This is a genomic window from Paractinoplanes brasiliensis, from assembly GCF_004362215.1.
Classification (GTDB): domain Bacteria; phylum Actinomycetota; class Actinomycetes; order Mycobacteriales; family Micromonosporaceae; genus Actinoplanes; species Actinoplanes brasiliensis.
On sequence record NZ_SNWR01000002.1, the window covers coordinates 1,458,370 to 1,481,464 of the forward strand.

Here is a 23,095-nt window from a genome sequence, read left to right on the forward strand (position 1 = left end):
CGTCAGGCCTGTGCCCGCTCGGCGTCGAGCGCGGCCACCTCCCGTACGGCGTCGGCCACGGCCCGGTGATCCTTGCGCAGGATCGCGCCGTGGTTGCTGGGCACCTTCGCGCTGATCCGGACGTGGTCGGTCAGCACCGACTCCAGGCCCTCCCGGATCCGCTCCTGCTCGCCGCCCTTGCTGCCGAACGACGCCCCCGACGCCACCACGTACCGGACCGGAACCGTCAGCGACCGCAGCACCGGGCCCAGCGAGGCCGAGCGGGACAGCCGGCCGAGCTCGATGTTGCTCTCGGCCTGCTGCTCGGCGGTCATCCTGGGCATCAGACCCGCCGGACGCAGCACCGGCGCCACCACCCGCAGCCGGCGGAACAGCTTACGGATTCGAAGTTCCACGGCCGTGTCCAGCCAGTCGTACGGGAAAGCGCCGTCGACCAGGACCGCCCCCACCGTACGGCCGGGGTTGCGCGCCGCCCAGTGGGCCGCGATGACGGCGCCGTAGGACCAGCCGACCAGCAGCGCCCGCTCGACGCCCCGTGCCGCCCGCACCGCGTCCACATCGCGTACGGCCGCCTCGAACGAGTAGTCCGCCGAGCGGTGGGATTTGCGGCCGCGGGCCCGCTCGTCGTAGGTGATGTGCCGCCACGACGGGCCGAGATCGCCGATGACGCGCCGCCAGTAACCCTGGGTCGCGAACTGCCCGTTGAGATAGAGCACCGGGAGCCCGTCGCCACCGGTGTCGCTGACCGCGAGGGCCGTGTCGTCCACCGGCACCATGCCGGTCCAAGCGTTGACGGTCATGTCAGTGCCTCCCCAGAATGTTTCTGTTGATGGAAAGGCTACGTTGCTTTCCTGCTAGCGAAAAGCAAAGATCCAACGTTATCGCATCTCGTAGGCGGTAAATCGTTGCAAGCGCGCTGAAGGTCAACGCAACGGTCCGTTGCAATGGCCGACTGTGAACGCTAGCGTGAGGGCCGCCACGAGAGAGGAGGCCACCCGGTGCCGGGAGGCAGGCTTACCCAGCAGGACCGCCACCAGATCGCGCGCGGACTGGCCGGCGACCTGCCGTACGCGGAGATCGCCCGGCGTCTCGGCCGTCCGACGTCGACGGTCACGCGCGAGGTGATGCGCAACGGCGGGCCCAACGGCTATCGCGCCGAGCTCGCCCACCACGCGACCGAACGCCGCGCCCGCCGCCATCGCCCGGCAGGCCCCGAGCCACGCCGGTCCGGCAGCCGAGCGCAAGACGCCCCCGGGACCCAGGACGCGCGCCCGGCCGAAGCGCTGGCCGGCTACGAAGAGACGCTGACCGGCGTGCTGATGCTCTCGGGGCTGTCCCGGATGACCGCCGGCGTGCTGGCCTGCCTGTTCACCACCGACGAGGGCAGCCTCGGCGCGGCCGACCTGGCCCGGCGGCTGCGGGTCAGCCCGGCCTCGATCTCCAAGGCGATCGCGTTCCTCGAGGGCCAGAGCCTCGTGCGGCGCGAACGCACCGAGCGCCGGCGCGATCGGTACGTCGTCGACGACGAGCTGTTCTATCAGGCCGCGATCGCCAGCGCTCGCGCCAACGACCAGCTCATCGCCACCGCACGTGAGGGCGTCGCCGTGCTCGGCCCCGGCACCCCGGCGGCCGAGCGGCTCGAGCGAATCGCCCGGTTCCTGGATTTCGTCAGCAAGAACATCGTGCGCGCCGCCGAGCAGGGCCGGTCCGTCCTGCACACGCAGGCGTCAGACCGGCTTCCGCGATGAGGGCACCAACGTGCGGACGCCCGGCCGCAGGGTTCAGGCTGGGCCGCTGTGAGCTGTCGAGGATCCCCGGGCGGCGGACGGGCCGCCGGACGGCCGGTGGAACGGTCAGCGGTTGAGCTTCGAGCGCCAGTCGGACGGGACCGCGCCGGCCGGGCCGGGCACAGGCTGGTCGTCGGGGCGGCTCGTGGCCGGGGCGAGCTGGGGTCCGCTGCCCGCTTCCTCGGTCGAGAAGTTCCAATACCAGTCCTCGCCGGGCTCGAACGACTGGATGACCGGGTGGCCGGTCTCGCGCCAGTGGGCGGTGGCGTGCTGCGCCGGCGAGGTGTCGCAACAGCCGATGTGCCCGCACTGGGCGCACCGTCGCAGGTGGAACCACCAACCGCCGTTGTCGAGGCACTCGACGCAGCCGGTGCCGGAGGGGGGTACGTCGGGCTGGATCGCTTCGCTCGTCACGCCAGGAACCTACCCCACCTCGTCGGTGACGTCCGCGAACGTTCCGCCGAGCGCGGTGACGGCCTCGTCGGCGGGCAGTTGCAGCCCCACGCCGCGAACACCCGCGCCCAGGTTGATCGTGCGCCCCCGCGTACGGGAATCGGCGATGACGGGCCAGGGGCGGGCCGAGCCGAACGGGGTGATGGTGCCGCGTTCGTAGCCGGTGGCGGCCTTGGCCGTGGCCGCGTCGGGCATGGAGAGCCGGTTGACGCCGAGCAGCGCCCGCAGCTTGGGCCATGAGATCGAGCGGTCGCCGGGCACCAGCACGAACACGTAGTCGTCGTCGGCGCGCCGCACGACCAGGGTCTTGACCAGGTCGCGGATCTCGACGCCCTGCGCCTCGGCGGCCTCGGCGACGCTGCCGGCCGGCCGGTGCGTCAGCATCGTGGGGCGCAGACCGAGCGAGAGGGCGGCGGCCTCGGCGGGATTCGTCATGTGATCAAAAATAGCGCCAGGCCACACCCGTACGGGGTGTGGCCTGGCCTTGGTGGTGCTCAGTCGTCGTCGCCGTGGTCCCGGTCGTCGCGGTCGCGGTCACGATCGCGGTCACGCCAGTCCCAGTCCCAGTCCTTCTCGGCGGTCAGCTTCCAGTCGCCGCGGTGACGACCCCAGCGGACGAAGTCGCACTCGTAGTCGTCCCACTGGTCACGGCGTTCGCCGAACCGGCCGACCCGCTCGCATTCGCGCCGCGTGTCGAAGTACCCGACGGTCCACTCACGGTCGCGACGCGGCTGGTCAACCGTCGTCGCCGCCGTCCGGGCTGCCGGGTCTGGTGCGGATGTCGACGCCATGGCCGGTGCGGCCCCGAGCGTCGCGCCCGTCAGCAGGCTCACTCCGGCGAGTGTCAGAATCCGCGTTGCCGCTTTCATGGTTCACCCTTCCTCGAGCCGATTTGTGCGCCCTCAGACCATCACGCCGCTTCGACCGGTATGCGGTAACAGCGGCCTTTGGACCGTTCGGTTGAGGTAGGGATGGATATCCGTCCCGAAAACCGTGGCAATGACGACGACATGCTCGCGGTATGCGCCACGCACAGCGGGAATGGTGGTGTGCGAGAGCGGATTGATCCGAGAGCAGACCGCAGTCATCGGAGGAGTTGTCATGTCCCAGCGGCCCGAACTCGTGCCCGGCCCCGACCACCCCATCACCATCACGCCGAGCACCGCGCACATCGTGGTGAAGGTGGGCGGCAAGGTGGTCGCCGACACCCACAGCGCGCTGACGTTGCAGGAGTCGACGTACCCGCCCGTGCCGTACATCCCGATCGGCGACGTCGACCAGTCGCTGCTCGAGCGCACCGAGACGACGACCTACTGCCCGTACAAGGGCGACGCCAGCTATTACTCGATCACGGCCGGCGGCGACAAGTCGGTGGACGCCATCTGGGTCTACGAGAACCCGCGTGAGGCCGTCGCCGAGATCAAGGGCCACGTCGCGTTCTACCCGGATCGGGTCGACTCGATCGAGGTCACCGCCTGATCGACGCTCAGCCGCGGGCCAGGGCTTGCGCTTTGAGGGCCGGGTCGACCTCGTACGGGGTGTAGAGCGAGACCCGGTCCACCAGAGCGCCGAACCGTTCCCGCAGCTCCGCCCCGCCGGAGACGGCGAACGTGCCGAGCACCTCGTCGCTGATCAGCGCCGTCATCCCGGCCCAGGCCTGGCGGCGCGACAGCGCGTTGAGCTGGTCGGCCAGCTCACCCCAGCCGTGCATGTCGAGCACCGCGCGATAGGCGGGCGTGGAGGCGTAGAACGCGATCTGGCCCTTGACCGCCTGCTCGGCCCGGGACCGGTCGGCCTCCGTCTCGCCCAGCACGACCATGGCGGACAGGCAGACCGCGAAGTCGCCGAGCTCGCCGCCGCGGGCCTCGCGCAGCGCCGGCAGGGTGCGTTCCCGCAGGTAGTCCACGCTGGTCAGCGGGTGCACGAGCAGGCCGTCGGCCACCCGCCCGGCCACCTGGGTCATGCGTTCACCCACCGCTGCGAGCAGGACCGGCGGATTCCCGTACGGGTTGGGGCCGGGGTTGAAGAAGTCGGTCATCAGCGTGTGCCGGTAGAACTCGCCCCGGAACGCCAGCCGCTCCCCGCCCCACGCCGCCCAGACAGCCCGTACGGCCCGCACGAACTCCTCCATCCGCGCGGCGGGCCGGCCCCACGGCATGGCGAAGCGGCGCTCGATGTGCGCCTGCACCTGCGAGCCCAGGCCGAGCTGGAACCGGCCCCCGCTGATCAGCTGCAGGTCGTTGGCGAGCACGGCCACCGACATGGGGTTGCGCGCGAAGGCGACAGCGATGGCCGACTGCAGGGTGACCCGCTCGGTCGCCCGGGCAGCCAGGGTGAGCGCGGTGAACACGTCGTGCTTGGTCTCGGCCGCGCAGAACCCGTCGTACCCGTCCTTCTCGGCGGCGACCGCGGCCGACTCGACCTGGATGGGCGTGGCCGCGACATCGGCGGCGAAGTCAACCAGCATGTGACAGCTATAGCACCTGCTGCCGCACCCACGGCACGCACGCCCGGTCGACCGTGGCGAACGGGACCCCGTACGCGTCGCGGGCCGCCTGGTCGAGCTCGTTGTCCTGGGCCAGCACCAGGCGCACGAACGCGAACAGCTTCCGCTCGCCGTACTTGCGGGCCATGCAGGCGACGGCGAGGTGGCTGAGCCCGTAGAAGGCGTCGCCCGCCCGCGAGCCGGCATCCGGGCCGGGCTGGGCCGGGATCATCGACGTCGCCGCTCTGCGGTTCAGGGCCCACCGGACGCTGAAGCGGCGCAGGGTCTTGCCGGCGCTGATCGGTGACCAGCCGATGTACTCGGCGATGCCCTCGCTCAGCCAGGTGTCCTCGGCCGCGTCGGCCCGGTAGGCGCCGGTCAGCGTCACGACGTGGCCGAGCTCGTGCTGCAGGGCGACCCGGAGCATGACCGGGTTGTCCTCGAGTTCCTTCATCCGCAGCATGACGTCGATGCCGTGCATGTTGAGCGGGATGGCCAAGCCGATCGCCCAGTCGTCCTCCTCGCCGCCGTACCAGGAACGCCACTGCGCCTCGCCGGCCAGATAGATCCGGTAACGGGACTGCTGCGTGCCGATCAGAGCGGCGAACCGGTCGTCGGCCTTGGCGGCGGCCTCGGCGATCGGCAGGACCCGGGTGAGATACCGGCGCTGGGAGGGGGCGGCGAACAGCGTGACCCGGGTGCCGCGCAGCGCGACGAGCTCACCGTTCTCCCACGGTGCGGGGCGGCGCGGGTCGTCGCTCGGGCCGGGGGCGGCCACGCTGATCACGTAACGGCCGGCGGCCCGGCGCATGGTGAGGCGCTGCTCGATGTGCGCCGGGCCCTGCCAGTCGCTGCCGGGCTGGGCCGGGCACATGTCGGGGCCGAGGCAGTACTTGACCTCGGCGCGGAACGTGACAGCGGCCGGGTCGCCCTTGACCGGCTGTCCCACCCCGGTCTCGTAGCCGAACCGGGTCACGTCGAGAGCGCGCAAAGAGCGGAACATGTTGCGGTAGCGGGCCTTGAGCGGGGTGTCCACCGCGGCCAGCCAGCCCGCCTCGTCTCCGCTGATCAGCGCCGCGGCGTGCCGGTCGAGCGCCTCAACGGCGTACTCGAAAGGGGTTTGCGGGGTCTTGGCGGCGGGGGCCGGGCCGGCGGCGATGGCGACGCGGGGCCGCTCGGGACGTGAGATCACCAGCCCGGTCGCGAGCAGCAGGACGCCCACCACGAGGGTGGCGGTGAAAGCGCGGCGCATCGGCGTCCCGTCTCGTCAGGGGCTGAGAAGGCATCCCACCAAATCGACCGCGGTGAAATCCAGCCCCGTGACGAGAATCGCTCACGGGCGTAACTTGATCACCGCTTGCCGGCCGAGAAGAACGGCAGCCCCACGACACGGACGGTCCATCGGCGGATGCCGTGCGTTCCCGCGCACGAGCCCTGCACCGCCACGCCACCCTCGATCTGCAGACATTTCCCCGTACGGGTGTTGACCACCTTGGCGGTGTCCCCGAGCGAGTCCCGCAGCTCCCACCGGCGGGACGGCACCGCGGCGCAGGGGGCCAGACCGGCTCGCGCGCCGTCGGTGGTGACGCCGCCGGGCATGCTCAGACAGGTGCTGGTGCGCACGTTGAGGATCTCGAAGCCGCCGACGACGTTGACGGGGCGGAACCGCCAGCGGTACGGGTCGGTGGTCGCGCAGGGCAGCTCGGTCAGCCCCGACGTCAGGCACCAGCGGCTGGCCGCGTTGATCAGCTGGAAGTCGAGCCCGATCAGGTCGATGGGGTTGCCGGCCCGCCCGCTGACGGCGTTACCAGGCTTGTCCCGTACGCCGTCACGACCCGGCTCTTCCCGCACGAGTCCACCGCCGGGCACATCTCGCGCGGCTCCGCCACCAGGCTGTTCCCGTACGAGGGCACCGCCGGGCGCGTTTTCCGTCGCGCTGCTCGATTGCGGGTTCGCCCTTTCCTGTAACGGCGGCGAGGCCTGCGCGGGCGTCAGCGTCGTGAGCAGAGTCGGGAGGGTGGCGGTGATCAGAGCCGTGAGGAAGGCGGGACTGCGGCGCATGCCCGCCACCCTATCCGATTTGTCGTATTTATCATTACATCACGCGGCATCGGAGTGCCGTGGGCTGCGGCTGGTCAGCGGTCGAGCAGCGCCCTCAGCTCCTTCGCCACCAGGCCCGGGTCCTCCTCCGCCATGAAGTGGCCGCAGGTCACGGGCACGTGGCGCAGGTCGGGGGCCCACGCCCGCCACAGCGCGGCGGCGTCGAAGCCCAGCAGTGAGCCCCAGTCCTGCTGGAGAACGGTGGTCGGCATCGTGAGGGTGCGGCCGGCGGCCCGGTCCTCGCGGTCGTGCTGCAGGTCGATCCCGGCCGAGGCCCGGTAGTCGGCGACGATCGACGGGACGGCGGCGCGGCTGGCCCGCAGGTAGTGCGCACGGACGTCGGCCGGGATCGCCTGCGGGTCGCGGGTCCACAGGTCGAGGAAGTAGCCGAAGAAGTCGTCGGCCGAGGCTGCGATCATGCGCTCGGGCAGGCCCGGCGGCTGGGCCATGAGGTACAGGTGAAAACCGACGGCCGCGGACTCGCCGTGCATCACGTCCCACATGTCCAGGGTCGGCAGCACGTCGAGCGAGGCCAGGTGGGTGACGTGGCCGGGGTGGTCGAGCCCGGCCCGGACGGCGACGAGCGCGCCCCGGTCGTGCCCGGCCAGCGCGAACCGGTCGTGCCCCAGCTCCCGCGCGAGCCGGACGATGTCCCGCGCCATCGTGCGCTTCGAGTAGTCCCCGGCCGGCTTGTCGCTGGCGCCGTACCCGCGCAGGTCCGGGCAGATGACGGTGTGGTCGGCGGACAGGTCGGCGGCGACGTGCCGCCACATCAGGTGCGTCTGCGGGAAACCGTGCAGCAGGACGATCGGCCTGCCGGAGCCGCTGACGCTCACGAACAGTTCGACGTCGTCGTCCACGCGTACTTTGAGCTCTTGAACCATGCCCCGAGCATGCGGCGCGCGGATGAGCATCCGATGAGCGCTACGGTGGCCCGGTGACGGTCGGTTTCGGGGTGCTGGGGCCGATCGTGGCCCGGGACGCGCAGGGGCAGCCGATCGCGCTCAAGGGGCCACGTCACCGCGCCGTGCTGGCCCGGCTGATCGTCGCGAGAGGGCGGGTCGTCCCGGTGGGGCATCTGGTCGACGACCTCTGGACGGCGCCGCCCGAGGGGGCCGTTTCCGCCGTACGGACGTTTGTCGCCGCCCTGCGCCGGGCGCTCGAGCCCGGCCGTCCGCCGCGCACTCCCCCGGCCCTGCTGGTCACCGAGGGTCCCGGCTACGCGTTGCGCGCCACCGACGTCGACTCCTGGCGGTTCGAGCGCCTGATGCACGACAACCCGCGCGAGGCGCTCACGTTGTGGCGCGGACCGGCGTACGCGGACCTCGCAACCGAGCCGTGGGCGCACGCCGAACGTTCCCGGCTGACCGAGCTGCGCCTGCGTACGGTGGAACTGCTCGCCGAGGAGCGCCTGGCTCGGGGGCGCTACGCCGAGGCGATCGCCGACCTGGACGCCCACGTGATCGAGCATCCGTGGCGCGAGGACGCCTGGCGGCTGCTGGCCCTGGCCCTTTATCTCGACGACCGGCAGGGCGACGCCCTCGCGGTGCTGCGCGGCGCCCGCGACAAGCTGACCACGCAGCTCGGCCTGGACCCCGGGCCGGCCCTGTCCCGGCTCGAGACCGACATCCTGCGCCGGACAGTCCCGTGGCCGGCCTTCCCGTCCCGTCCCGGCGGCGTCGAGCGCGCGGAACCGGGGGTCGACACGCCGCTCGGGCCGGCCGCCGGCAGCGTCTGGGCCTCGGCGGCGGCGGACTACGACCGCATGGTGACGGCCGGGGCGCGGCTGGACTCCACCGTCGGCCTGCTGCGAACACTTGCCGTCACCGGCGGCGGCGGGCTCGAGGCGGCCCGGCGCCACCGGACGGCCGCCATCGCCGCCGCCGAGGAACTGGGCGACCCGGCGCTGACCGCCCGCGTGATCGGGGCGTACGACGTGCCGGCCATCTGGACCCGGTCCGACGATCCCGAGCAGGCCGCGCTCGTCGTGGCGGCGGCGCAACGGGCACTTCCGGGGCAGGAGGGGGCGGCCCGCGCACGGCTGCTGGCCACGATCGCGCTGGAGTCGCGGGGCGGTGGAACGGCGTACGGGCGGGAATGTGCTGACGAAGCGGTCGGCATCGCGCGCACGCTGGACGATCCGGAGCTGCTCGCCTTCGCCCTCAACGGACAGTTCATGCAGAGCTGCCACCGTTGCGGGCTCGCCCCGGCGCGCGATGTGATCGGCGAGGAGCTGGTCACGCTCGCGCGGCGGCACGGCCTCACCACGTACGAGGTCCTCGGGCATCTGATCCGGATGCAGGCGCGCTCGGCACTGGCCGATGTCGCGGGCGCCGACGCACACGCGCGCGCCGCCGATCGTCTCGCCGAGCGGCACGAGATCCCGCTGGTCGCCGTGTTCACCGGCTGGTACCGGGCGATGCGCGACCCGTCGGAGGCCGCCTACCGCAGCGCCGCGAACCTGCTTGCCGGGGCCGGGATGCCAGGCCTGGAGAGCGGGCTGCTCCCGCTTGCCCTGCTGTGCCTGGGGCAGCCGGTCGGCTCGGACTTCGGCCCGTACGAGCCGTGGGCGCGCCCGCATCTGCTGCTGGCGTCCGGAGACCGTGCCGCCGCCCGGGAGGCTTTGCACGCTGTTCCCGAGCCGCCGGCCGATCTGCTGTCCGAGGCCTTGTGGGCGCTCGTCGCGCGCGCCGCGGTCGCGCTGGACGACCGGCCGGCGCTGCAGCGGGCACGCCGGGCGCTGCGGCCCGCTTCCGGCCAGATCGCGGGCGCCGGCAGTGGCGTGCTCACCGCCGGCCCCGTCGACGACTACCTGTAGGCGCCCGGCCGGGTCTCAGCTCTCGGCGCCGGGGGCCGCGCCGGTGTAGAAGGCGAACGTCCGCTCGCCGGCCTCACGCGCGGCGGCCGGGTCGGTGCCGGCGGCGATCGACGCCTCCACCCACTTGTCGCTGGCCTGGCGCAGGAAGGAGCGGCCCTCGGGCGTCTCGTGCCAGGTCGCCATCGCGGCGTGGTCGACCACGTGCGACGGGTCGGCCAGGTGGTCGGCCAGCCCGAGCAGCCCCATGTCCCAGCCCACGCCGGTCGCGCCGGGGCCGAACTGGTCCCACCACTCGTCGGCCACATGCGCCACGTGCTCCAGTTCAAACCGGGTGCCGTCGCCCTCGGGGGTCAGGCGCACCTCGATCCAGCTCACCTGGTCGGCGTACTCCCACGTGGCCGCGTACGACCGGGGCTTGTCGCACCGGGTGATCGTGCCGCCGGCGTTGCCGGTGATCTGGTAGTGCCCGCCCTCCTTGAGCTCGCCCTCGATCGGCAGGAACCAGCGGGCGATGCGCTCGGGGTTGGTCACCACGTCCCACAGGTCGTCGATGCCGGTCGGATAGATCTGGCTGATCGTGGAGACCCGGGCCTCCCCGGCCTCGAGCGTGCGGCTGCCCAGCCGGCGGCGCACCTGGCTGATCTGCGTGTCGACGTCAATCATCGGTTCTTCCCTCGTCTGTGAGTCGTCGCTGCCTTTTACCCCTCGCCACCTCGGTGGCCATGGCAGCCAGGTGGGGCGCCCAGAAGCGCCGAAACCGCGCGAGCCAGGCGTCGGCCTCGCGTAGCGCGGTGTCATCGACCGCGTAGAGGCGGCGAGCCCCCTGCGGCCGTACGGTCGCGAAGCCGTTGTCCCGCAACACCTTCAGATGCTGCGACACGGCCGGCTGCGAGATCCCGAACTCGGCGCGGATCACCTCGGTGACGGCCCCCGAAGTCCGCTCCCCCTCGGCGAGCAGCTCCAGAATCCGGCGCCGTACGGGATCCCCGAGCACATCGAACGCGTGCACGGCCGAAACGCTATCAGGTTCGGCTTATATAAGCTAGATCTGATACCGGTGGTTCCGCCGATGCGGCTCTTGCCTTCCTGCGGCATGCTGTTCGGGACTGCCGCTTCGCAGCTCTTCGAGGGGGAAACAGCGTGCCGGTTGTGCGGGCCAACGGGATCGACGTGCACTACGAGACAGTGGGGAACCCGGACGACCCGGCCTTCCTGCTGATCATGGGCCTGGGCGCGCAGCTCATCGCATGGCCCGCCGACTTCTGCGCCGAGCTGGCCGCCCGCGGCTTCCACGTGGTGCTCCTGGACAACCGCGACGTCGGCCTGTCCACAGCCTTCGACGAGCTGGGCCCGCCCGACGTCGCCGCGATCATGGGCGGCGACCCGTCCACGGCCCCCTACCTGATCAGCGACATGGCCGCCGACGCCGCAGGCCTGCTCAAGGCCCTGGACCTCCCCCGGGCACACGTGGCCGGCGTGTCGATGGGCGGCATGATCGCCCAGCAGCTGACCATCGACCACCCCGACCTGGTGGCGTCCCTCTGCTCGATCATGTCAACAACCGGCGACCGTACGGTGGGACGCCCGACCCCGGAAGCCATGGCGGTGCTCATGCGCCCACCCGGCACCACCCGCGACGAAATCCTGGCCGGCTCGGTGGCGACGAGCCGCGCGATCGGCTCCCCCGCCTACCCGGCCCCCGACGAGCGGCTGCACCAGCAGGCGGTCGCCAGTTACGAGCGCAGCTACCGCCCGCAGGGCACACAACGCCAGTACGCCGCGATCCTCGCCTCCCCCGACCGCACCACGGCGCTGGCCACCGTAACCACCCCCACCTTGATCATCCACGGCGAGGCCGACCCCCTGATCAACGTGAGCGGAGGCCGAGCCACCGCAGCAGCCATCCCGGGCGCCGAACTGCTCGTCCTCCCGGGCATGGGCCACGACCTGCCACAGCCTCTGTGGCCCCAGATCATCGACGCCATGACCGCCAACACGGCACGCAGCTAGAACTCAACCACTTCGTGCAGGGGGGTCTCCTGGAACATGGCCGCACCTCCCAGAAACTCGACCACCGTGAACTGGTACACCCCGGGTTCTCTCGGCGCTCTGGTCCCAATAGTGGCCGAATAGACTTCGTTCTCGGAAAAGAACGGTCCGCGAACCGGAACCTCAACCGTTCCCATCGGCAGCGACTCGCCTCCGTCGTACCGGTTGACGAAGGCTTTGACGGTCCAATGTTTCTCCGCAGCCGACAGCGCCGCCAAAAATATCGGCACCACCCGACCGGAGAAGCTCCACGAGGCGGTAATTTCAATCGGCTCACCGGGCTGCAGAAACAAGGCAATCTGCCCTTCCTCGAGGGACTCGGTCCTCACCGTCACCCCAAGATCAAGCTGGTAACCCGGGACAACCCCGTTCGCTTGCGCCATCTGGTAAGCCTCCTTGGCCCCCTGACGGTCACCCTGCTCCGACAAGACGATTCCCAGAGCCACCGCCGCAAACGGCGCGTCCGGATGGCCGGACAGGGCGGCCTTCCGAAGAGCCTGCACCGCAACCTCCGCTTCGCCACGGAGGTATGCATTAACGCCGATCGCCGCAGCGTCTTCGGGAGTCGCGCGCGTGAGGATCTCGGTCCAAAGTTGTGATGGTATGCGGCGCGGCGGAATCAGATTCTCCCCGTCGTCAGCCGCGGCGACGTAACCCAGAACCTGCCAGCCACCGGACACGCCGGTGATGAGCGCGACCTCCGAGGCGACCGGCTTCGCCGCCCACTCCAGCCCGGCGTCGAACACGTCATCGACGGGTCGCGCTGATCCTTGCGCTCCGCTCCAGTAGAGCGAAATCAACGCCTGCAGTTCCGCGCGTGTGACCGGCCGGGTGAGGCCGGCCCGGCGCATATCCACAGCCGCCCTGACAATGGCACAGCCCACCGGCTGCTCGTCGGGACCAGCCCAGTATTTCTTCAGCAGTGTGGACCCGCCCACCAGGGTCTCGGCAATACTGGCGGTGATCTCTTCGGAGGGATAGAGCCGCCGCGCGTCGGCTTTCTCGGCCTCCGTCATCTCGAATTCCAGGAACACCGGCGACGCGGCTCGCTCCAGCGCCTGCCGCGCCCCGATCGCGATCGGCCCACCGTTCTCGATCTCATTCCAGGTGGCAGCGGTCATCGTCACCACCAGCGGGCCGTAACCCGCCACCGCTTCCAGGACAGGACCACTCAGCGCGTTGAGATCCGGCACGGCCGCGGCGTCCATCCACACCGGCGTCGGCCCGGTCAGGCGCAACGGCGGATCCAGTGCCACCAGATCGGCCAGTGCCTTGCCGTCAAGTGGCAGCAGAATCGGCGGGTCGGTCTTCGCCCATGCGACCCGAGCCGCCTGCGCAGCCGTACGAGACTTTCCCGACTTCTCTCGGCCGACCACCAGAACGAAAGCGAACGGCGGCCCCTCTGGTTTGAGCAGGCCCGCCAACGCCTGATCCGCCGCGGGCCGCGCCACGTAGGGCGCGTCGCCGGCACTGTAACGAGTCGGGGTGACCCCGAGCGCCGCGTCCGTCAACTGCGACAACCTGGGCAACGATCCCCCGGGACATTCGCGCAACAGACTGCGCACCGATGCTCGCCATTGCACGTCGTGACGGGCGCGGTCCGCGCGAAGGTCCGCGACTTTGCCTACCACCCCCGCGGCGAGACCGGCTCCGGTCAGGGCGATCGACCAGACAATCAGGTCTTTCAGGCGCTCGTCGCCCCTGTCGTACAGCTTCATCCACACCGCGACGGCGGCCAGCAATGCGGCTGCCGCCAGCCCGATCACGCTCACGATCGACGAAAGCCTGGCCCAGTGCCGGCCCGCGGCGGCTCCTGGGGTGATTCGGGTCGCATGTCGTCGGCGCATGCCTCCGTCCCTTGCCGCGGCACAGCCACCATAGAGCGATTCCCCCACCGGGTGTGTCGCCGAGGCGACCGCCACGGGACCGGCTCGCAACTACGCCATGGGGTTGCCGGCGTCGGCCAAGGCGACAACCGCCAGGCATGGACGGGCCAGGTCTCCCGGCGCGCGCCGAGCTCGGAGATCCCTCGATGCGCTCGTCGAGCATCGACCGCCCACCGCTGATCACGAACAAGGACCGCGCAGCCCGGCCGCCGGTCACTGCCGACGGCCGGGCTCCCGCTGCACGGTCGGGCACCCACGACGCGGGCAGGCAGCCGGCACGAATGTGCCGCTCAGGTCCCGCGTTAGGCGCCCGGCCGCGGGAAGCTGTCAGCTCTTGGGCAGGATCAGGACCTGGCCGGGGATTATTCGGCCGGGATTGGTCAGGATGGCGCTGTTCAGGGCGAAGATCTCGGGCCAGCGGTTGCCGTTGCCCAGCTTGGCCGCCGCGATGGCGGTCAGGGTGTCGCCGCGCTTGACGGTGTGCAGGCGGGGGATGTCGCCGACCGGCTGCTTCGGGGGTAGCAGCAGAACCTGGCCGACGGTGATGCGATCGGGGTCGCGGATCAGGGCCTGGTTGAGCGCGTAGATCTGCGGCCAGCGCTCGGCGTCACCGAGCTTCGCGGCGGCGATTCCGCTCAGGGTGTCGCCGGGCTGCACCGTGTGGGTCTGGGGCTTCGACGTGCCGGGCAGCACCCCGGCCAGGCGCAGCAGGTCGGCCAGCTCGAACTTCCCGGTCTGCGCCGACGGCAGTGAGGGGCTCCAGCCGGGCTGGGCCAGGATCGAGTCAGGGCTCCGGCGTACGAGGCCCAGCAGCACCTCGGCGACCAGGGTGCTGCCGACCGGGCCCAGCCGTTCGCCGTTGTGCACGTGCCGAGCCTCGGCCAGCACGTAGTACCAGAGCGGCGTACGGGTGTCGAACCCACCGGCCTTCAGCGCCGTACGCTGGGCGTCGCTGCCCGCGGCGGCCAGGATCTGCGGCCCGGTCAGCGCCGGGAGACCGAGGTGCTGGGCGAGGGCCTGACCGGTGGGCAACCTCAGCCGATAACCCCGCAACAGATTCCGTACGGCCAATCGTGCGGCCAGATCCGGGGTCTCGGTCTCGCCCTGCAGATTCTTGAGGGCGAACAGCGCCCGGAACTCGTTCTGCTTGAACGCGGCCAGGCTGGGGTCGAGGCGGCGGGCCTTCATCACTGTGGGGTCGTCGCCGATGATGTTGTGCCACTGGATGATCCAGTTCTCGGGCAGCGTCGGGGTGCCGCCGACCTGGCCGCTGAGCGCGGTGAAGGTGAACAGCAGCTCGAGCGTTGCGGGGATGCCGCCGACGGTGTTGAAGTTGGAGTTGAAGTCGTACTCGGCGCGCACCATCGAGTGCCCGAACCGGTAGCCGGCCACCGAGAACTCCAGCGGCATGAACGACGGCTCGCTCAGCGGGTCGAACCAGCGGTTGCCGTTGGCCACGATGTCGTCGACGATCGCGGGCTCGGCCAGGCGCCTGAGGAAGTCGTGCACCACCACGTGCTGGTAGTGCTGCCGCAGCACCCGGCGCGCCCCGGAGAACGACAGCCCCTGCTCGACCAGCGCGTTGTGCGCCCGCAGGAAGGCGACGTGCAGCTGCGCGACGATCAGGTTCTCGTCGTTGCGCGGATCGCCGATCACGGCCGCCCGGTCGTGCTCGATGTTGCCGGGGCTGGCCGGCTCGCGGGGCAGGTCGTGGAAGTCGTCGCCCTCCGTGCCCTCCGGTCGCGCCGCCGGCGGTTCCGGGTCCGGGAGCAACGTCACCTTGCCCAGCAGCATCTTGTTGCCGTCGGCCGGGTCGTGCGGGGCGGGCAGCCCGTACACGCTGTCCAGGTCGAGCGCGGGCGTGCGCTGGTTGAGCAGCGCGTTGCGGATCGCCGCGAGCGCGAGCGGCGTCATCGCGGGGTCGAGCAGCTGCTCCATGGTCGCCGAACCGAAGCCCTGCTGGATCTCCAGGGTGATGTCGTGGTCGACGAACTGGCCGAAGTACGTGTACGCCGCCGGGATCGGGCTGTCCTCGCCCGCAGTGTCGGTGTCGACCATGGCGTTGCCCAGCCGTTTGAGCAGCTCGGGCATGGCCGCGGTCTGCGGCAGCAGGTTGGCGGCGTCCTCCTGCAGCTCCGGGAACAGGAAGTCGAAGCCCTGGCCGTCCACCCGTCGTACGAGCGCGAACGCGGCCGGATCGCGGGTGACGGCGTCGGCCAGCCCGGCCTCGGCGACGTCGATGGTCTTCTCGGTGATGGAACGTCCGTGTCCCAGTCGTGGCATGGTCACTCCCCCGTGACTTAACGACAGTTCAGGTGACAGTAGGTAACCCGCGACGCCGTGACAGGCAGGTACCCGACAACCCTTCGGTCCGGGATGCGCCACCACGACGGGCTGCGGTTGGATGGGGGGATGTTTGTGATCAGGGAACGGTTCTTCTCCGTCGGCGACGACTTCGACGTGCTCGACGAGCACGGCAACAAGGTCTTCCACGTCGACGGGAAGGTGCTGAGCGTCCGCGACAAGGTCGTCATCGAGGACCCGTCCGGCCAGGAAGTGGCGACGCTGCACCGTCATCTGGTGTCGCTGCGGCCCACGTACGAGATCCGGATCGGCGGCGAGAAGGCGGCCGAGGTCCGTAAGAAGCTGTTCACGCCGTTCCGCGAGAAGTTCACCATCGACGTGCCCGGCCCCGACGACCTGGAGATGAAGGGGGACCTGCTCGACCACGAGTACGTCATCGAGCGCGGCGGCGAACAGGTGGCCGCGGTCTCCAAGCGCTGGCTGACCATCCGTGACACGTACGCGGTCCGCATCACCGGCGGTGTCGAGCCCCTGCTGATCATCGGCGCCGTGCTGGCCCTGGACCTGGCGCTGGAACGCGAGAAGGACAAGGGCAAGGACGACGACTGATCCCCCGCCGAGCATGATCGACGTATGCGGCTCTGGGAAGTCTTCGCCCTGCTCGGTGGCGGCCTGGCGGCGGGCACGGTGAACGCCGTCGCCGGCGGCGGGTCGCTGATCACGTTCCCGCTGCTGGTGGGGCTGGGGCTGCCCGGTGTCGCGGCCAACGTGAGCAACGCGCTGTCGGTGGCGCCCGGTTACGCGGCCGGCGCCGTGGCCAGCCGCCCCGAGCTGGGAGGGCAGGGCCGGCGCATCTGGTCGGTCGTGCCCACCATCGTGGCAGGCACACTGTGCGGCAGCTCTCTGCTCCTGTTCACCCCGCGGTCGGTGTTCGACGTCGTGGTCCCGTTCCTGTTGCTGCTCGCGGCCGCGATGATGGCCTTCCAATACAGGCTCAAAGCGCTGGCCGGGAGTCGCTCGTCGGGCGGCAGCACGGCGTACGTGCAAATCGCGGTTTTCCTGTGCGGCCTGTACGGCGGCTACTTCAACGCGGCCATGGGGCTGCTGCTGATCGCCGCGCTGGCGCTGGTGCTGGAGGAGCCGCTGCGGCGGATCGGGGCGCTCAAGAATGTCTTCTCGGCCGTGGTGGGCGTGACCACCGTGCTCACGTACAGCCTCTTCGGGCCGGTCAACTGGGCGGTCGTCGCCGTCCTGGCACCCGCCACCATCGTCGGCGGCGTGATCGGGGCGCGCATCGCCCTGCGCCTGCCGTCGGAGGCGCTGCGGTGGACGATCGTGGTGTTCGCCGTCGCCGTGGCCGTGATCCTGTTCGCCACATGACCCGCGGAACCGACCCCTCCGGGCGGCGTCGTCCCGGAGTTCGCGCTGCCGTGACCCGACTGCGCGTGCGAGTCCCACCCTCCCAGGGGGCCTCCCCGCCGCCAGTTTATCGGGCCGGGCGGATCCGGGTCACGCCGCAGGGGGCGAGCTGTGGAAACCCGAGCGTCTGTGGACAACACGCTGGGTAGTCCACCCTGATGGGGACCGGCGCGGCGGGGCAACGGCGCTCGGTGATGCAGCGGCGTCCCAGCGCTGGGTGCGGAGAGGCTCCCCCCGTACGGGGTGTTGGGGGTTTAGGGTTTTGCTGCGCGAAGCGAGTGGAGAAGCATGGACGACGCCCGGTGGATGAGCCGCGCGGTGGATCTGGCCGGGCGGTCGCCGCGATCGTCGACGGCGTTCGCGGTGGGGGCCGTGATCGTGGGGGCGGACGGCTCGCAGATCGCCCGCGGGTGGTCACGGGACGTGGATCCGCTGGTCCACGCCGAGGAGTCTGCCCTGCTACGGGCCGGTGGAGACCTGACCGGGGCGACGCTCTACAGCAGCCTGGAGCCGTGCTCGAAGCGGGCGAGCCGCCCGGAAGCCACGTGCACGAGCCTGATCATCGCGGCCGGCATCCGGCGGGTGGCGATCGCGTGGCGCGAGCCGGACGTGTTCGTGACCTGCGAGGGCGTGGCGTTGCTGACGGCCGCGGGCGTGGAGGTCGTGGCGATGCCGGAGTTCGCGGGGCGGGCGCGGGCGGCCAACACCCACCTGCTCTGAAGCCGCCCTCGACCGGACGGCAGCTGATCTCTAGGATCCTGCGGTAGCCGACTCGGCCACGGAAGGCCGGCGAAGGAGAGGGCACGGATGTCCGAACAAGACCGGCTGGGCCTGCGCACCGATCGCCCGCACCCGGCCCGGGTGTACGACTACCTGCTCGGCGGCAAGGACAACTTCGCGGCCGACCGCGAAGCGGCCCACAAAGGCTTGCAGGCCAACCCGGACAGCCGGATCCCTCCACGCGAGAACAGGCTTTTCCTGCGCCGGGCGGTGCGGTTCCTGGCCGAGCAGGGCATCGACCAGTTCCTCGACATCGGTACGGGTATCCCGAGCGCGCCGAACGTCCACCACGTCGCCCAGGCCATCAATCCCCGCTCACGGATCGTCTACGTGGACAACGACCCGATCGTCCTCGCCCACGCCCGTGCGCTGCTGACCAGCCACCCCGACGGCAAGACCGACTACATCGACGCGGACCTGCGGGACGTCGACTCGATCCTCGGCTCGAAGACCCTGCGCGAAACTCTCGACCTGGACCGCCCGGTCGGCCTGCTCCTCATCGCCATCCTGCATTTCATCGGCGACGAGCACGAGCCGTGGGACATTGTCGACCGTCTCCTGGCGGTGTTGCCGGCGGGCAGTTACCTGGCGTTGTCGCATTTGACCGGCGACTTCCGGCCGGAGGCTTGGGAACACGTGACGGAGGTTTACCGCCGGCAGGGTGTCACCATGAGGGTCCGTCCCAAGGCGCAGATCGAACAGTTCTTCACCGGCCTGGAAATGGTGGACCCGGGGCTGCAGATCCTGCCCGCATGGCACCCGGAGCTCGGTGAGCCCACCGAACAGCCGCCGCCGTCGGACGGGCAGGTCTCGGTCTACGGGGCGGTTGCCCGCAAACCCTAGACCGCAGCCCCTCTGCGATCACCCGTCGTCCGGCTCCCCTGCAGCCCTGGTTCGAGACGGCCCCGGCGACCGCCGGATCGACAGTTGCCGTGTCGGGCCGGGCGGCCAGCCCGGCCTGCGAACGAGTACGGCTCGGGCGAAAACTGCGAGCGCCTTGATGATCTCGGCTCGCTGGTAAGGCTCGGTCAGGCGGCGCTACCCGTCGGAGGTCTTCCTCGCCCGGCCGAAACCGGACGATGGAGCCGGGCGCGGTCCTGACCCAGCCGATTTGCGAGGGCAGCAGACCTATCGGCGTGGGTCGACTGCGTGGACCGAAATCTCGTGGACTGTCGGTTGCGGCTGCCGGGCGAGATAGTCCTGCAGCTCTCCGTGCCGGAACTGGTAACCGTTACCGGCGATGCGCACGAGTCCTGCCCGGTGGCACAGATCCAGGAACCTGCACAGCCTCCAGGGCAGCCACTTCCCGCTCCATCTGCGGGTGCAGAGGAGCAACGCGAGATAGCGCGGCCCCGTGAGTCCGAACCCGAAAGCGAGCCCGACGCCGAGGCCCAGCGGGAAGCCGGTCGGAATCGCGTACCAGAGCATGAACAAGAACCCGAACAAGAGCCCGTCCGCAAGGCCGACACCGGGTACCGTACGGAACTCGACTGCGAGGCCCGGCAACCCGAACGCGAGCGTGGTGGCTGAGCCAGCCGCGAGAGCCGTCGCGAAATCACGGCCGACGGCGGATCGCGGGTTCGGTGTCGTGACACCCGCCTTGTCAATGAGGCCGGCCACAAGCCCCAGGAAGAGGCCGAAAACGAGTCCGTACCCAAGCACGTCGGCGGGTCCCGCGAGAGGCCCGGCCGCAGCCCCCGTCACGATGCCGAGCGGGAAACCCGCCACGCATCCGGACAGGAATCGACGGCGGCGCGCGAGGAACCGAGCCGGCTCAGGTTCAGCTGACGAGGTCTCGGCCAGGGTGTCGTCCAAGTCCTGACCAGTCCGATGTGGACGAGTGTGACGAGACTGGCTGCCAGAGCCAGCCAGCTGGGTGTGATTCCCTCGTCGGCATACCGCGTGGACCAGGCCACGATCAACCAGAGCGGGACGAGGCACCCGAGGGCGATCAGGCGAGGGCGACGGAACCCGGCCAGCGGCCAGAGTTCGTGCGGGACGATGTCCGTGCTCGACAACCGCCGACCGCCGACGGTGCGTTCGGTGGTCGCATTATGGTGCAGGAAGCCGGCGAGGACGGCCAGCCAGCGGTGTACCCGTGCCGGGTCGTGCGGCCAGTCCGGGTTGCCGTTCACGACTGTGGGGATGAACAGCCCGAGAAGGTGGTCGCGGACTGCGTCCACGGTGCCGAGGCTGGGCGCCACCAGTTCCTGCGGGTCCCTCGTGAACGTCCCGTGCGGACGTCGCTCGTAGACTGCCATTGCCAACGTGAGCCGCCAGGGGGTGGCCAGCGCGGCGGCGAGTGGGCCGTGCGGGTCGTTGACGAGACGGTCCAGCACCGTGTGCCACCGGTCGACGTGAACGGTCCGGGAAACGATGAATTCACGAGCCTTCGCCGGTTCGACCGGGCGAATCTCCACCCGGGCGGAAGCGTGGAGCCAGGTGTGGTCCGCGCTCAGGGCGTCGTAGTGTTCGCTGCGGCAGGTGACGATCATCGGCGCTTTGTAGTCGTTGAACACCCGCAGTGCCTGGCCCGCCCGCGATGTGTAGCCCGGCTGAGCGGTGGCATCAAGCTCATCCAGACCGTCCACAACCGGCAGGACCCTGCCCGCCGCCACGAGCGCCCGTGCCGACCGTCGGGACAGCTTGTAAACCTCCACCAGATGGGTGGTGAGCCAATGTCGCATCAGCCGCGCACCGGTGCCCGGTTCGAGCAGAGGGGCACCGCCTGCCGTCCACGTTGAGGCGGACAGGCGCACAGGCACGGGGTCGTCGGCAGAGCGGGTGGCCAGCACCGCCATCATCAGCTCAAGTGCCAGTACGGTCTTGCCCGCGCCGGGCGCGCCGGTGATTGCCATCCGGCGTGGCCTCAGTCTCTGGTAGTAGTCCGCTACGTCGCGTAGTTGACCGTGGCGGCGGGCGCCTTGAGTGTCCCGGGCGGGTGCGGGCCGGTGATTGAACTGTACGTCGATGGAGGTGTCCCGTTCACCTGCCCCACACAGTTGCCGAAGCGCCAGCTGCTCCTCCTGATGAACAGCTGTGGCCAGGCGTTCGGCCAGCTGAGCGGCGTCGATCCTGGGCCGGAGGGCGGGCAACAAGGCGACGATGCCGGTCAGGAGGGACATGAATCCGATCGCCGCGCTGAGCGGGTCGACATCGCCGAACGGAAGCCGCTGCAACAGCCAAACTGCTCCGCTGAGGGCGGCGAGACCTGCCGCAGAGTATGCCAGAGTCCGTCCGTTTCGCGCGCTCACCAGGACTTTGCATCACGCGGATCTGGTGGCGGCAAGTCGCCACGCTCGGTGTTCCCTCCACCGGCTGCACAATTCAGCCGGAGATGCGTATTGCGTCAGTCGTGGTGGCGCGACCTGGCGTGAGTGGGTGTGCCGCAGCGACGCGCGGGGTGGTCGTCACGCTTGATCTGCGTGAGGATGCTTGGCACTGCCCCGGCCGTCCGGCATGCATTGTGGCCGGGGCCCGATGGACCCCGGCCACGGCTGCTATTCGAAGAGTTTGGCTGCCGTGATGACGGTCTGGATGATGCCGTAGCCGAGTAGCACGGCCACCAGCAGCCAGGACACAACAAGGCGGGCGCTCATGCTGCGACCTCCTTCTCAAGGGCCGGCTCGTGGTAACGCGACGGCACCGGGCGGATCACGAGGTTGGCGATGAAGCCGACGGCCAGCACGCCGACCATCGTGAACAGGGCGGGCTGGTAGGCCGACGAGGTCAGCGTGCCGGGTTTGCCCTGGGCGTCGAGGAAACCGTTGATGATCAGGGGGCCTGCGACGCCGGCGGCGGACCAGGCGGTGAGGAGGCGGCCGTGGATGGCGCCTACCTGGTAGGTGCCGAAGAGGTCGCGCAGGTAGGCCGGGACTGTGGCGAACCCGCCGCCGTAGAAGGACAGGATGATGCCGGCCAGGATGACGAACAGGGCCGTGGCGGCGTCGCCGACGGTTGCGAGCAGCAGGTAGAGGACCATGCCTACGCCCAGGTAGACCATGTAGATGGGTTTGCGGCCGATCACGTCGGAGGTGGACGACCAGGCGAACCGGCCGGCCATGTTGAACAGCGACAGCACGCCGACGAAACCGCCCGCGGCGGCGACGCTGACGCTGGAGACGCCGTTGGAGCGGAAGAAGTCCTGGATCATCGGGCTGGCCTGCTCGAGGATGCCGATGCCGGCGGTGACGTTGCAGAACAGCACGATCCAGAGCAGCCAGAACGCACGGGTCTTGATCGCGTTGGCGGCGGACACGCTGGCCGTGGTGACCAGCGGCTTCTCCTTGACGGTGGCCGGGTCCCAGCCGTCGGGCCGCCAGCCTTCGGCGGGCACCCGGATGTTGGCGACGCCGAACATCATGATGACGAAGTAGGCGATGCCCAGTGTCAGGAACAACGCGACCAGGGCTCCGCCGGAGGCGACCGAGGTGGCGACGTTGGGGTCGTAGCCCTCGTCGTAGAACGAGAGCAACTGGCGTGAGGCGGGACTGGCGACCAGCGCACCGCCGCCGAAGCCCATGATGGCGAGGCCGGTCGCCAGGCCGGGGCGGTCCGGGAACCACTTGATCAGCGTGGACACCGGGGAGATGTAGCCGATGCCGAGACCGATGCCGCCGATCACGCCGTAACCCAGGTACACCAGCCACAGTTGCTTGGTGGCGATGCCGAGCGCGCCGACCAGGAAACCCGCGGCCCAGAACGACGCCGACACGAACATGGCCTTGCGGGGGCCGTTCTTCTCGACCCAGGTGCCGCCGACGGCCGCGGACAGGCCGAGCATCACGATCGCGATGCTGAAGATGATGCCGATCGCCGTTTGGGACGTTTCAAAGTGGGAGACGAAGGAGTTCTTGTACACGCTGGTCGCGTAGACCTGGCCGATGCAGAGGTGCACCGACAGGGCGGCCGGCGGGATCAGCCAGCGGCTGAAGCCGGGCGGCGCCACGGAACGTTCGCGGTCGAGCCTGGTCAGTAGAGACAAAGCAGGCGCCTCCTGCCCATCGGGAAAGAT

General features: G+C 70.3%; 24 protein-coding genes. 8 read left to right on the forward strand and 16 right to left on the reverse strand.

The features are described from left to right. Positions 1-2: 2 nt before the first annotated feature. Positions 3-800 carry an alpha/beta hydrolase gene (locus tag C8E87_RS38690; RefSeq protein WP_133878318.1) on the reverse strand — a complete coding sequence of 266 codons (798 nt, stop codon included), beginning with the start codon at positions 798-800 and terminating at the stop codon, positions 3-5. Positions 801-998: 198 nt separating this feature from the next. Between C8E87_RS38690 and C8E87_RS38695 the strand changes: the two genes are divergently transcribed. Then, positions 999-1,748, forward strand: a complete 750-nt coding sequence (locus C8E87_RS38695; protein ID WP_133878319.1) for a helix-turn-helix domain-containing protein — start codon at positions 999-1,001, stop codon at positions 1,746-1,748. 105 nt (positions 1,749-1,853) lie between these two features. On the opposite strand, the gene C8E87_RS38700 is transcribed toward C8E87_RS38695, so the two are convergent. Genes C8E87_RS38700 through C8E87_RS38710 form a run of 3 tightly spaced genes read right to left on the reverse strand, consistent with a single transcriptional unit; the run spans position 1,854 to position 3,073 of the window. Beyond that, entirely contained in the window at positions 1,854-2,201 is a 348-nt protein-coding gene (locus tag C8E87_RS38700) for a UBP-type zinc finger domain-containing protein (RefSeq protein WP_133878320.1), read from the reverse strand. Between the two features lie 9 nt (positions 2,202-2,210). Beyond that, positions 2,211-2,675: an aminoacyl-tRNA deacylase gene (locus C8E87_RS38705; protein ID WP_133878321.1), complete on the reverse strand. Its 465-nt coding sequence runs from the start codon at positions 2,673-2,675 to the stop codon at positions 2,211-2,213. A 59-nt stretch (positions 2,676-2,734) separates the two neighbouring features. After that, positions 2,735-3,073: a hypothetical protein gene (locus C8E87_RS38710; protein WP_133878322.1), complete on the reverse strand. Its 339-nt coding sequence runs from the start codon at positions 3,071-3,073 to the stop codon at positions 2,735-2,737. Between the two features lie 268 nt (positions 3,074-3,341). On the opposite strand from C8E87_RS38710, the gene C8E87_RS38715 reads away from it, so the two are divergent. Further along, on the forward strand, positions 3,342-3,719 hold the full coding sequence (locus C8E87_RS38715; RefSeq protein WP_133878323.1) for a DUF427 domain-containing protein: 378 nt from the start codon (positions 3,342-3,344) through the stop codon (positions 3,717-3,719). A 7-nt stretch (positions 3,720-3,726) separates the two neighbouring features. On the opposite strand, the gene C8E87_RS38720 is transcribed toward C8E87_RS38715, so the two are convergent. From C8E87_RS38720 to C8E87_RS38735, 4 genes are all read right to left on the reverse strand, one after another. Continuing rightward, positions 3,727-4,707, reverse strand: coding sequence for a TIGR03617 family F420-dependent LLM class oxidoreductase (locus C8E87_RS38720; RefSeq protein ID WP_133878324.1), 981 nt, complete (start codon positions 4,705-4,707; stop codon positions 3,727-3,729). A gap of 7 nt (positions 4,708-4,714) precedes the next feature. Next, positions 4,715-5,977 carry a hypothetical protein gene (locus C8E87_RS38725; protein ID WP_133878325.1) on the reverse strand — a complete coding sequence of 421 codons (1,263 nt, stop codon included), beginning with the start codon at positions 5,975-5,977 and terminating at the stop codon, positions 4,715-4,717. A 98-nt stretch (positions 5,978-6,075) separates the two neighbouring features. Beyond that, entirely contained in the window at positions 6,076-6,786 is a 711-nt protein-coding gene (locus C8E87_RS38730; RefSeq protein ID WP_133878326.1) for an RICIN domain-containing protein, read from the reverse strand. 74 nt (positions 6,787-6,860) lie between these two features. Beyond that, the gene (locus C8E87_RS38735) at positions 6,861-7,709 is read right to left on the reverse strand and encodes an alpha/beta fold hydrolase (RefSeq protein WP_133878327.1); all 849 of its coding nucleotides are present in this window, start codon (positions 7,707-7,709) and stop codon (positions 6,861-6,863) included. A gap of 53 nt (positions 7,710-7,762) precedes the next feature. Between C8E87_RS38735 and C8E87_RS38740 the strand changes: the two genes are divergently transcribed. Further along, positions 7,763-9,643, forward strand: coding sequence for an AfsR/SARP family transcriptional regulator (locus C8E87_RS38740; RefSeq protein WP_133878328.1), 1,881 nt, complete (start codon positions 7,763-7,765; stop codon positions 9,641-9,643). A 15-nt stretch (positions 9,644-9,658) separates the two neighbouring features. Here the strand turns inward: C8E87_RS38740 and C8E87_RS38745 are convergent, their stop codons facing one another. Both C8E87_RS38745 and C8E87_RS38750 read right to left on the reverse strand, forming a co-directional pair. After that, positions 9,659-10,306, reverse strand: a complete 648-nt coding sequence (locus C8E87_RS38745) for an SRPBCC family protein (RefSeq protein WP_133878329.1) — start codon at positions 10,304-10,306, stop codon at positions 9,659-9,661. After that, entirely contained in the window at positions 10,299-10,652 is a 354-nt protein-coding gene (locus C8E87_RS38750; protein ID WP_133878330.1) for an ArsR/SmtB family transcription factor, read from the reverse strand. Before C8E87_RS38750 ends, C8E87_RS38745 begins: the two co-directional genes overlap by 8 nt. Before the next feature lie 131 nt (positions 10,653-10,783). Here C8E87_RS38750 and C8E87_RS38755 point away from each other — a divergent pair, with 131 nt between their 5' ends. Beyond that, positions 10,784-11,653 (forward strand): alpha/beta fold hydrolase, encoded by an 870-nt coding sequence (locus tag C8E87_RS38755; RefSeq protein ID WP_133878331.1) that lies wholly within the window; start codon positions 10,784-10,786, stop codon positions 11,651-11,653. On the opposite strand, the gene C8E87_RS38760 is transcribed toward C8E87_RS38755, so the two are convergent. Beyond that, positions 11,650-13,464, reverse strand: a complete 1,815-nt coding sequence (locus C8E87_RS38760) for a tetratricopeptide repeat protein (protein ID WP_133878332.1) — start codon at positions 13,462-13,464, stop codon at positions 11,650-11,652. The two genes, C8E87_RS38755 and C8E87_RS38760, sit on opposite strands and share 4 nt — an antisense overlap. 441 nt (positions 13,465-13,905) lie before the next feature. Then, positions 13,906-15,861, reverse strand: a complete 1,956-nt coding sequence (locus tag C8E87_RS38765) for a LysM peptidoglycan-binding domain-containing protein (protein ID WP_133878333.1) — start codon at positions 15,859-15,861, stop codon at positions 13,906-13,908. Positions 15,862-15,990: 129 nt separating this feature from the next. Between C8E87_RS38765 and C8E87_RS38770 the strand changes: the two genes are divergently transcribed. The 4 genes from C8E87_RS38770 to C8E87_RS38785 all read left to right on the forward strand — a co-directional run bounded on the left by C8E87_RS38770 (position 15,991) and on the right by C8E87_RS38785 (position 18,924). Continuing rightward, the gene (locus C8E87_RS38770; RefSeq protein ID WP_133878334.1) at positions 15,991-16,491 is read left to right on the forward strand and encodes an LURP-one-related/scramblase family protein; all 501 of its coding nucleotides are present in this window, start codon (positions 15,991-15,993) and stop codon (positions 16,489-16,491) included. A gap of 24 nt (positions 16,492-16,515) precedes the next feature. Next, positions 16,516-17,262 (forward strand): sulfite exporter TauE/SafE family protein, encoded by a 747-nt coding sequence (locus C8E87_RS38775; RefSeq protein ID WP_133878335.1) that lies wholly within the window; start codon positions 16,516-16,518, stop codon positions 17,260-17,262. Between the two features lie 327 nt (positions 17,263-17,589). Beyond that, entirely contained in the window at positions 17,590-18,021 is a 432-nt protein-coding gene (locus tag C8E87_RS38780; RefSeq protein WP_133878336.1) for a cytidine/deoxycytidylate deaminase family protein, read from the forward strand. A gap of 87 nt (positions 18,022-18,108) precedes the next feature. Next, positions 18,109-18,924 carry an SAM-dependent methyltransferase gene (locus tag C8E87_RS38785; protein ID WP_133878337.1) on the forward strand — a complete coding sequence of 272 codons (816 nt, stop codon included), beginning with the start codon at positions 18,109-18,111 and terminating at the stop codon, positions 18,922-18,924. A gap of 285 nt (positions 18,925-19,209) precedes the next feature. Here the strand turns inward: C8E87_RS38785 and C8E87_RS38790 are convergent, their stop codons facing one another. From C8E87_RS38790 to C8E87_RS38800, 4 genes are all read right to left on the reverse strand, one after another. Beyond that, positions 19,210-19,809 carry a hypothetical protein gene (locus C8E87_RS38790; RefSeq protein ID WP_133878338.1) on the reverse strand — a complete coding sequence of 200 codons (600 nt, stop codon included), beginning with the start codon at positions 19,807-19,809 and terminating at the stop codon, positions 19,210-19,212. Further along, a complete protein-coding gene (locus C8E87_RS38795) occupies positions 19,782-21,260 on the reverse strand; it encodes an NACHT domain-containing protein (RefSeq protein WP_133878339.1) in 1,479 nt (492 codons plus the stop codon). Before C8E87_RS38795 ends, C8E87_RS38790 begins: the two co-directional genes overlap by 28 nt. Positions 21,261-21,581: 321 nt before the next feature. Continuing rightward, positions 21,582-21,680: an MFS transporter small subunit gene (locus C8E87_RS47040; protein ID WP_438866415.1), complete on the reverse strand. Its 99-nt coding sequence runs from the start codon at positions 21,678-21,680 to the stop codon at positions 21,582-21,584. Continuing rightward, complete coding sequence (locus C8E87_RS38800; RefSeq protein ID WP_133878340.1) at positions 21,677-23,065, reverse strand: OFA family MFS transporter; 1,389 nt, start codon at positions 23,063-23,065, stop codon at positions 21,677-21,679. The genes C8E87_RS47040 and C8E87_RS38800 overlap by 4 nt, the downstream gene beginning before the upstream one ends. Positions 23,066-23,095: the final 30 nt, after the last annotated feature.

What these genes read in the sequence shown, in the direction of transcription:
- C8E87_RS38690 (WP_133878318.1), bottom strand. Translation starts at nt 800, where the DNA reads ATGACCGTCAACGCTTGGACCGGCATGGTGCCGGTGGACGACACGGCC.
- C8E87_RS38785 (WP_133878337.1), top strand. Translation starts at nt 18,109, where the DNA reads ATGTCCGAACAAGACCGGCTGGGCCTGCGCACCGATCGCCCGCACCCG.
- C8E87_RS38730 (WP_133878326.1), bottom strand. Translation starts at nt 6,786, where the DNA reads ATGCGCCGCAGTCCCGCCTTCCTCACGGCTCTGATCACCGCCACCCTC.
- C8E87_RS38735 (WP_133878327.1), bottom strand. Translation starts at nt 7,709, where the DNA reads ATGGTTCAAGAGCTCAAAGTACGCGTGGACGACGACGTCGAACTGTTC.
- C8E87_RS38720 (WP_133878324.1), bottom strand. Translation starts at nt 4,707, where the DNA reads ATGCTGGTTGACTTCGCCGCCGATGTCGCGGCCACGCCCATCCAGGTC.
- C8E87_RS38780 (WP_133878336.1), top strand. Translation starts at nt 17,590, where the DNA reads ATGGACGACGCCCGGTGGATGAGCCGCGCGGTGGATCTGGCCGGGCGG.
- C8E87_RS38770 (WP_133878334.1), top strand. Translation starts at nt 15,991, where the DNA reads ATGTTTGTGATCAGGGAACGGTTCTTCTCCGTCGGCGACGACTTCGAC.
- C8E87_RS38765 (WP_133878333.1), bottom strand. Translation starts at nt 15,861, where the DNA reads ATGCCACGACTGGGACACGGACGTTCCATCACCGAGAAGACCATCGAC.
- C8E87_RS38715 (WP_133878323.1), top strand. Translation starts at nt 3,342, where the DNA reads ATGTCCCAGCGGCCCGAACTCGTGCCCGGCCCCGACCACCCCATCACC.
- C8E87_RS38725 (WP_133878325.1), bottom strand. Translation starts at nt 5,977, where the DNA reads ATGCGCCGCGCTTTCACCGCCACCCTCGTGGTGGGCGTCCTGCTGCTC.
- C8E87_RS38705 (WP_133878321.1), bottom strand. Translation starts at nt 2,675, where the DNA reads ATGACGAATCCCGCCGAGGCCGCCGCCCTCTCGCTCGGTCTGCGCCCC.
- C8E87_RS47040 (WP_438866415.1), bottom strand. Translation starts at nt 21,680, where the DNA reads ATGAGCGCCCGCCTTGTTGTGTCCTGGCTGCTGGTGGCCGTGCTACTC.
- C8E87_RS38745 (WP_133878329.1), bottom strand. Translation starts at nt 10,306, where the DNA reads ATGATTGACGTCGACACGCAGATCAGCCAGGTGCGCCGCCGGCTGGGC.
- C8E87_RS38775 (WP_133878335.1), top strand. Translation starts at nt 16,516, where the DNA reads ATGCGGCTCTGGGAAGTCTTCGCCCTGCTCGGTGGCGGCCTGGCGGCG.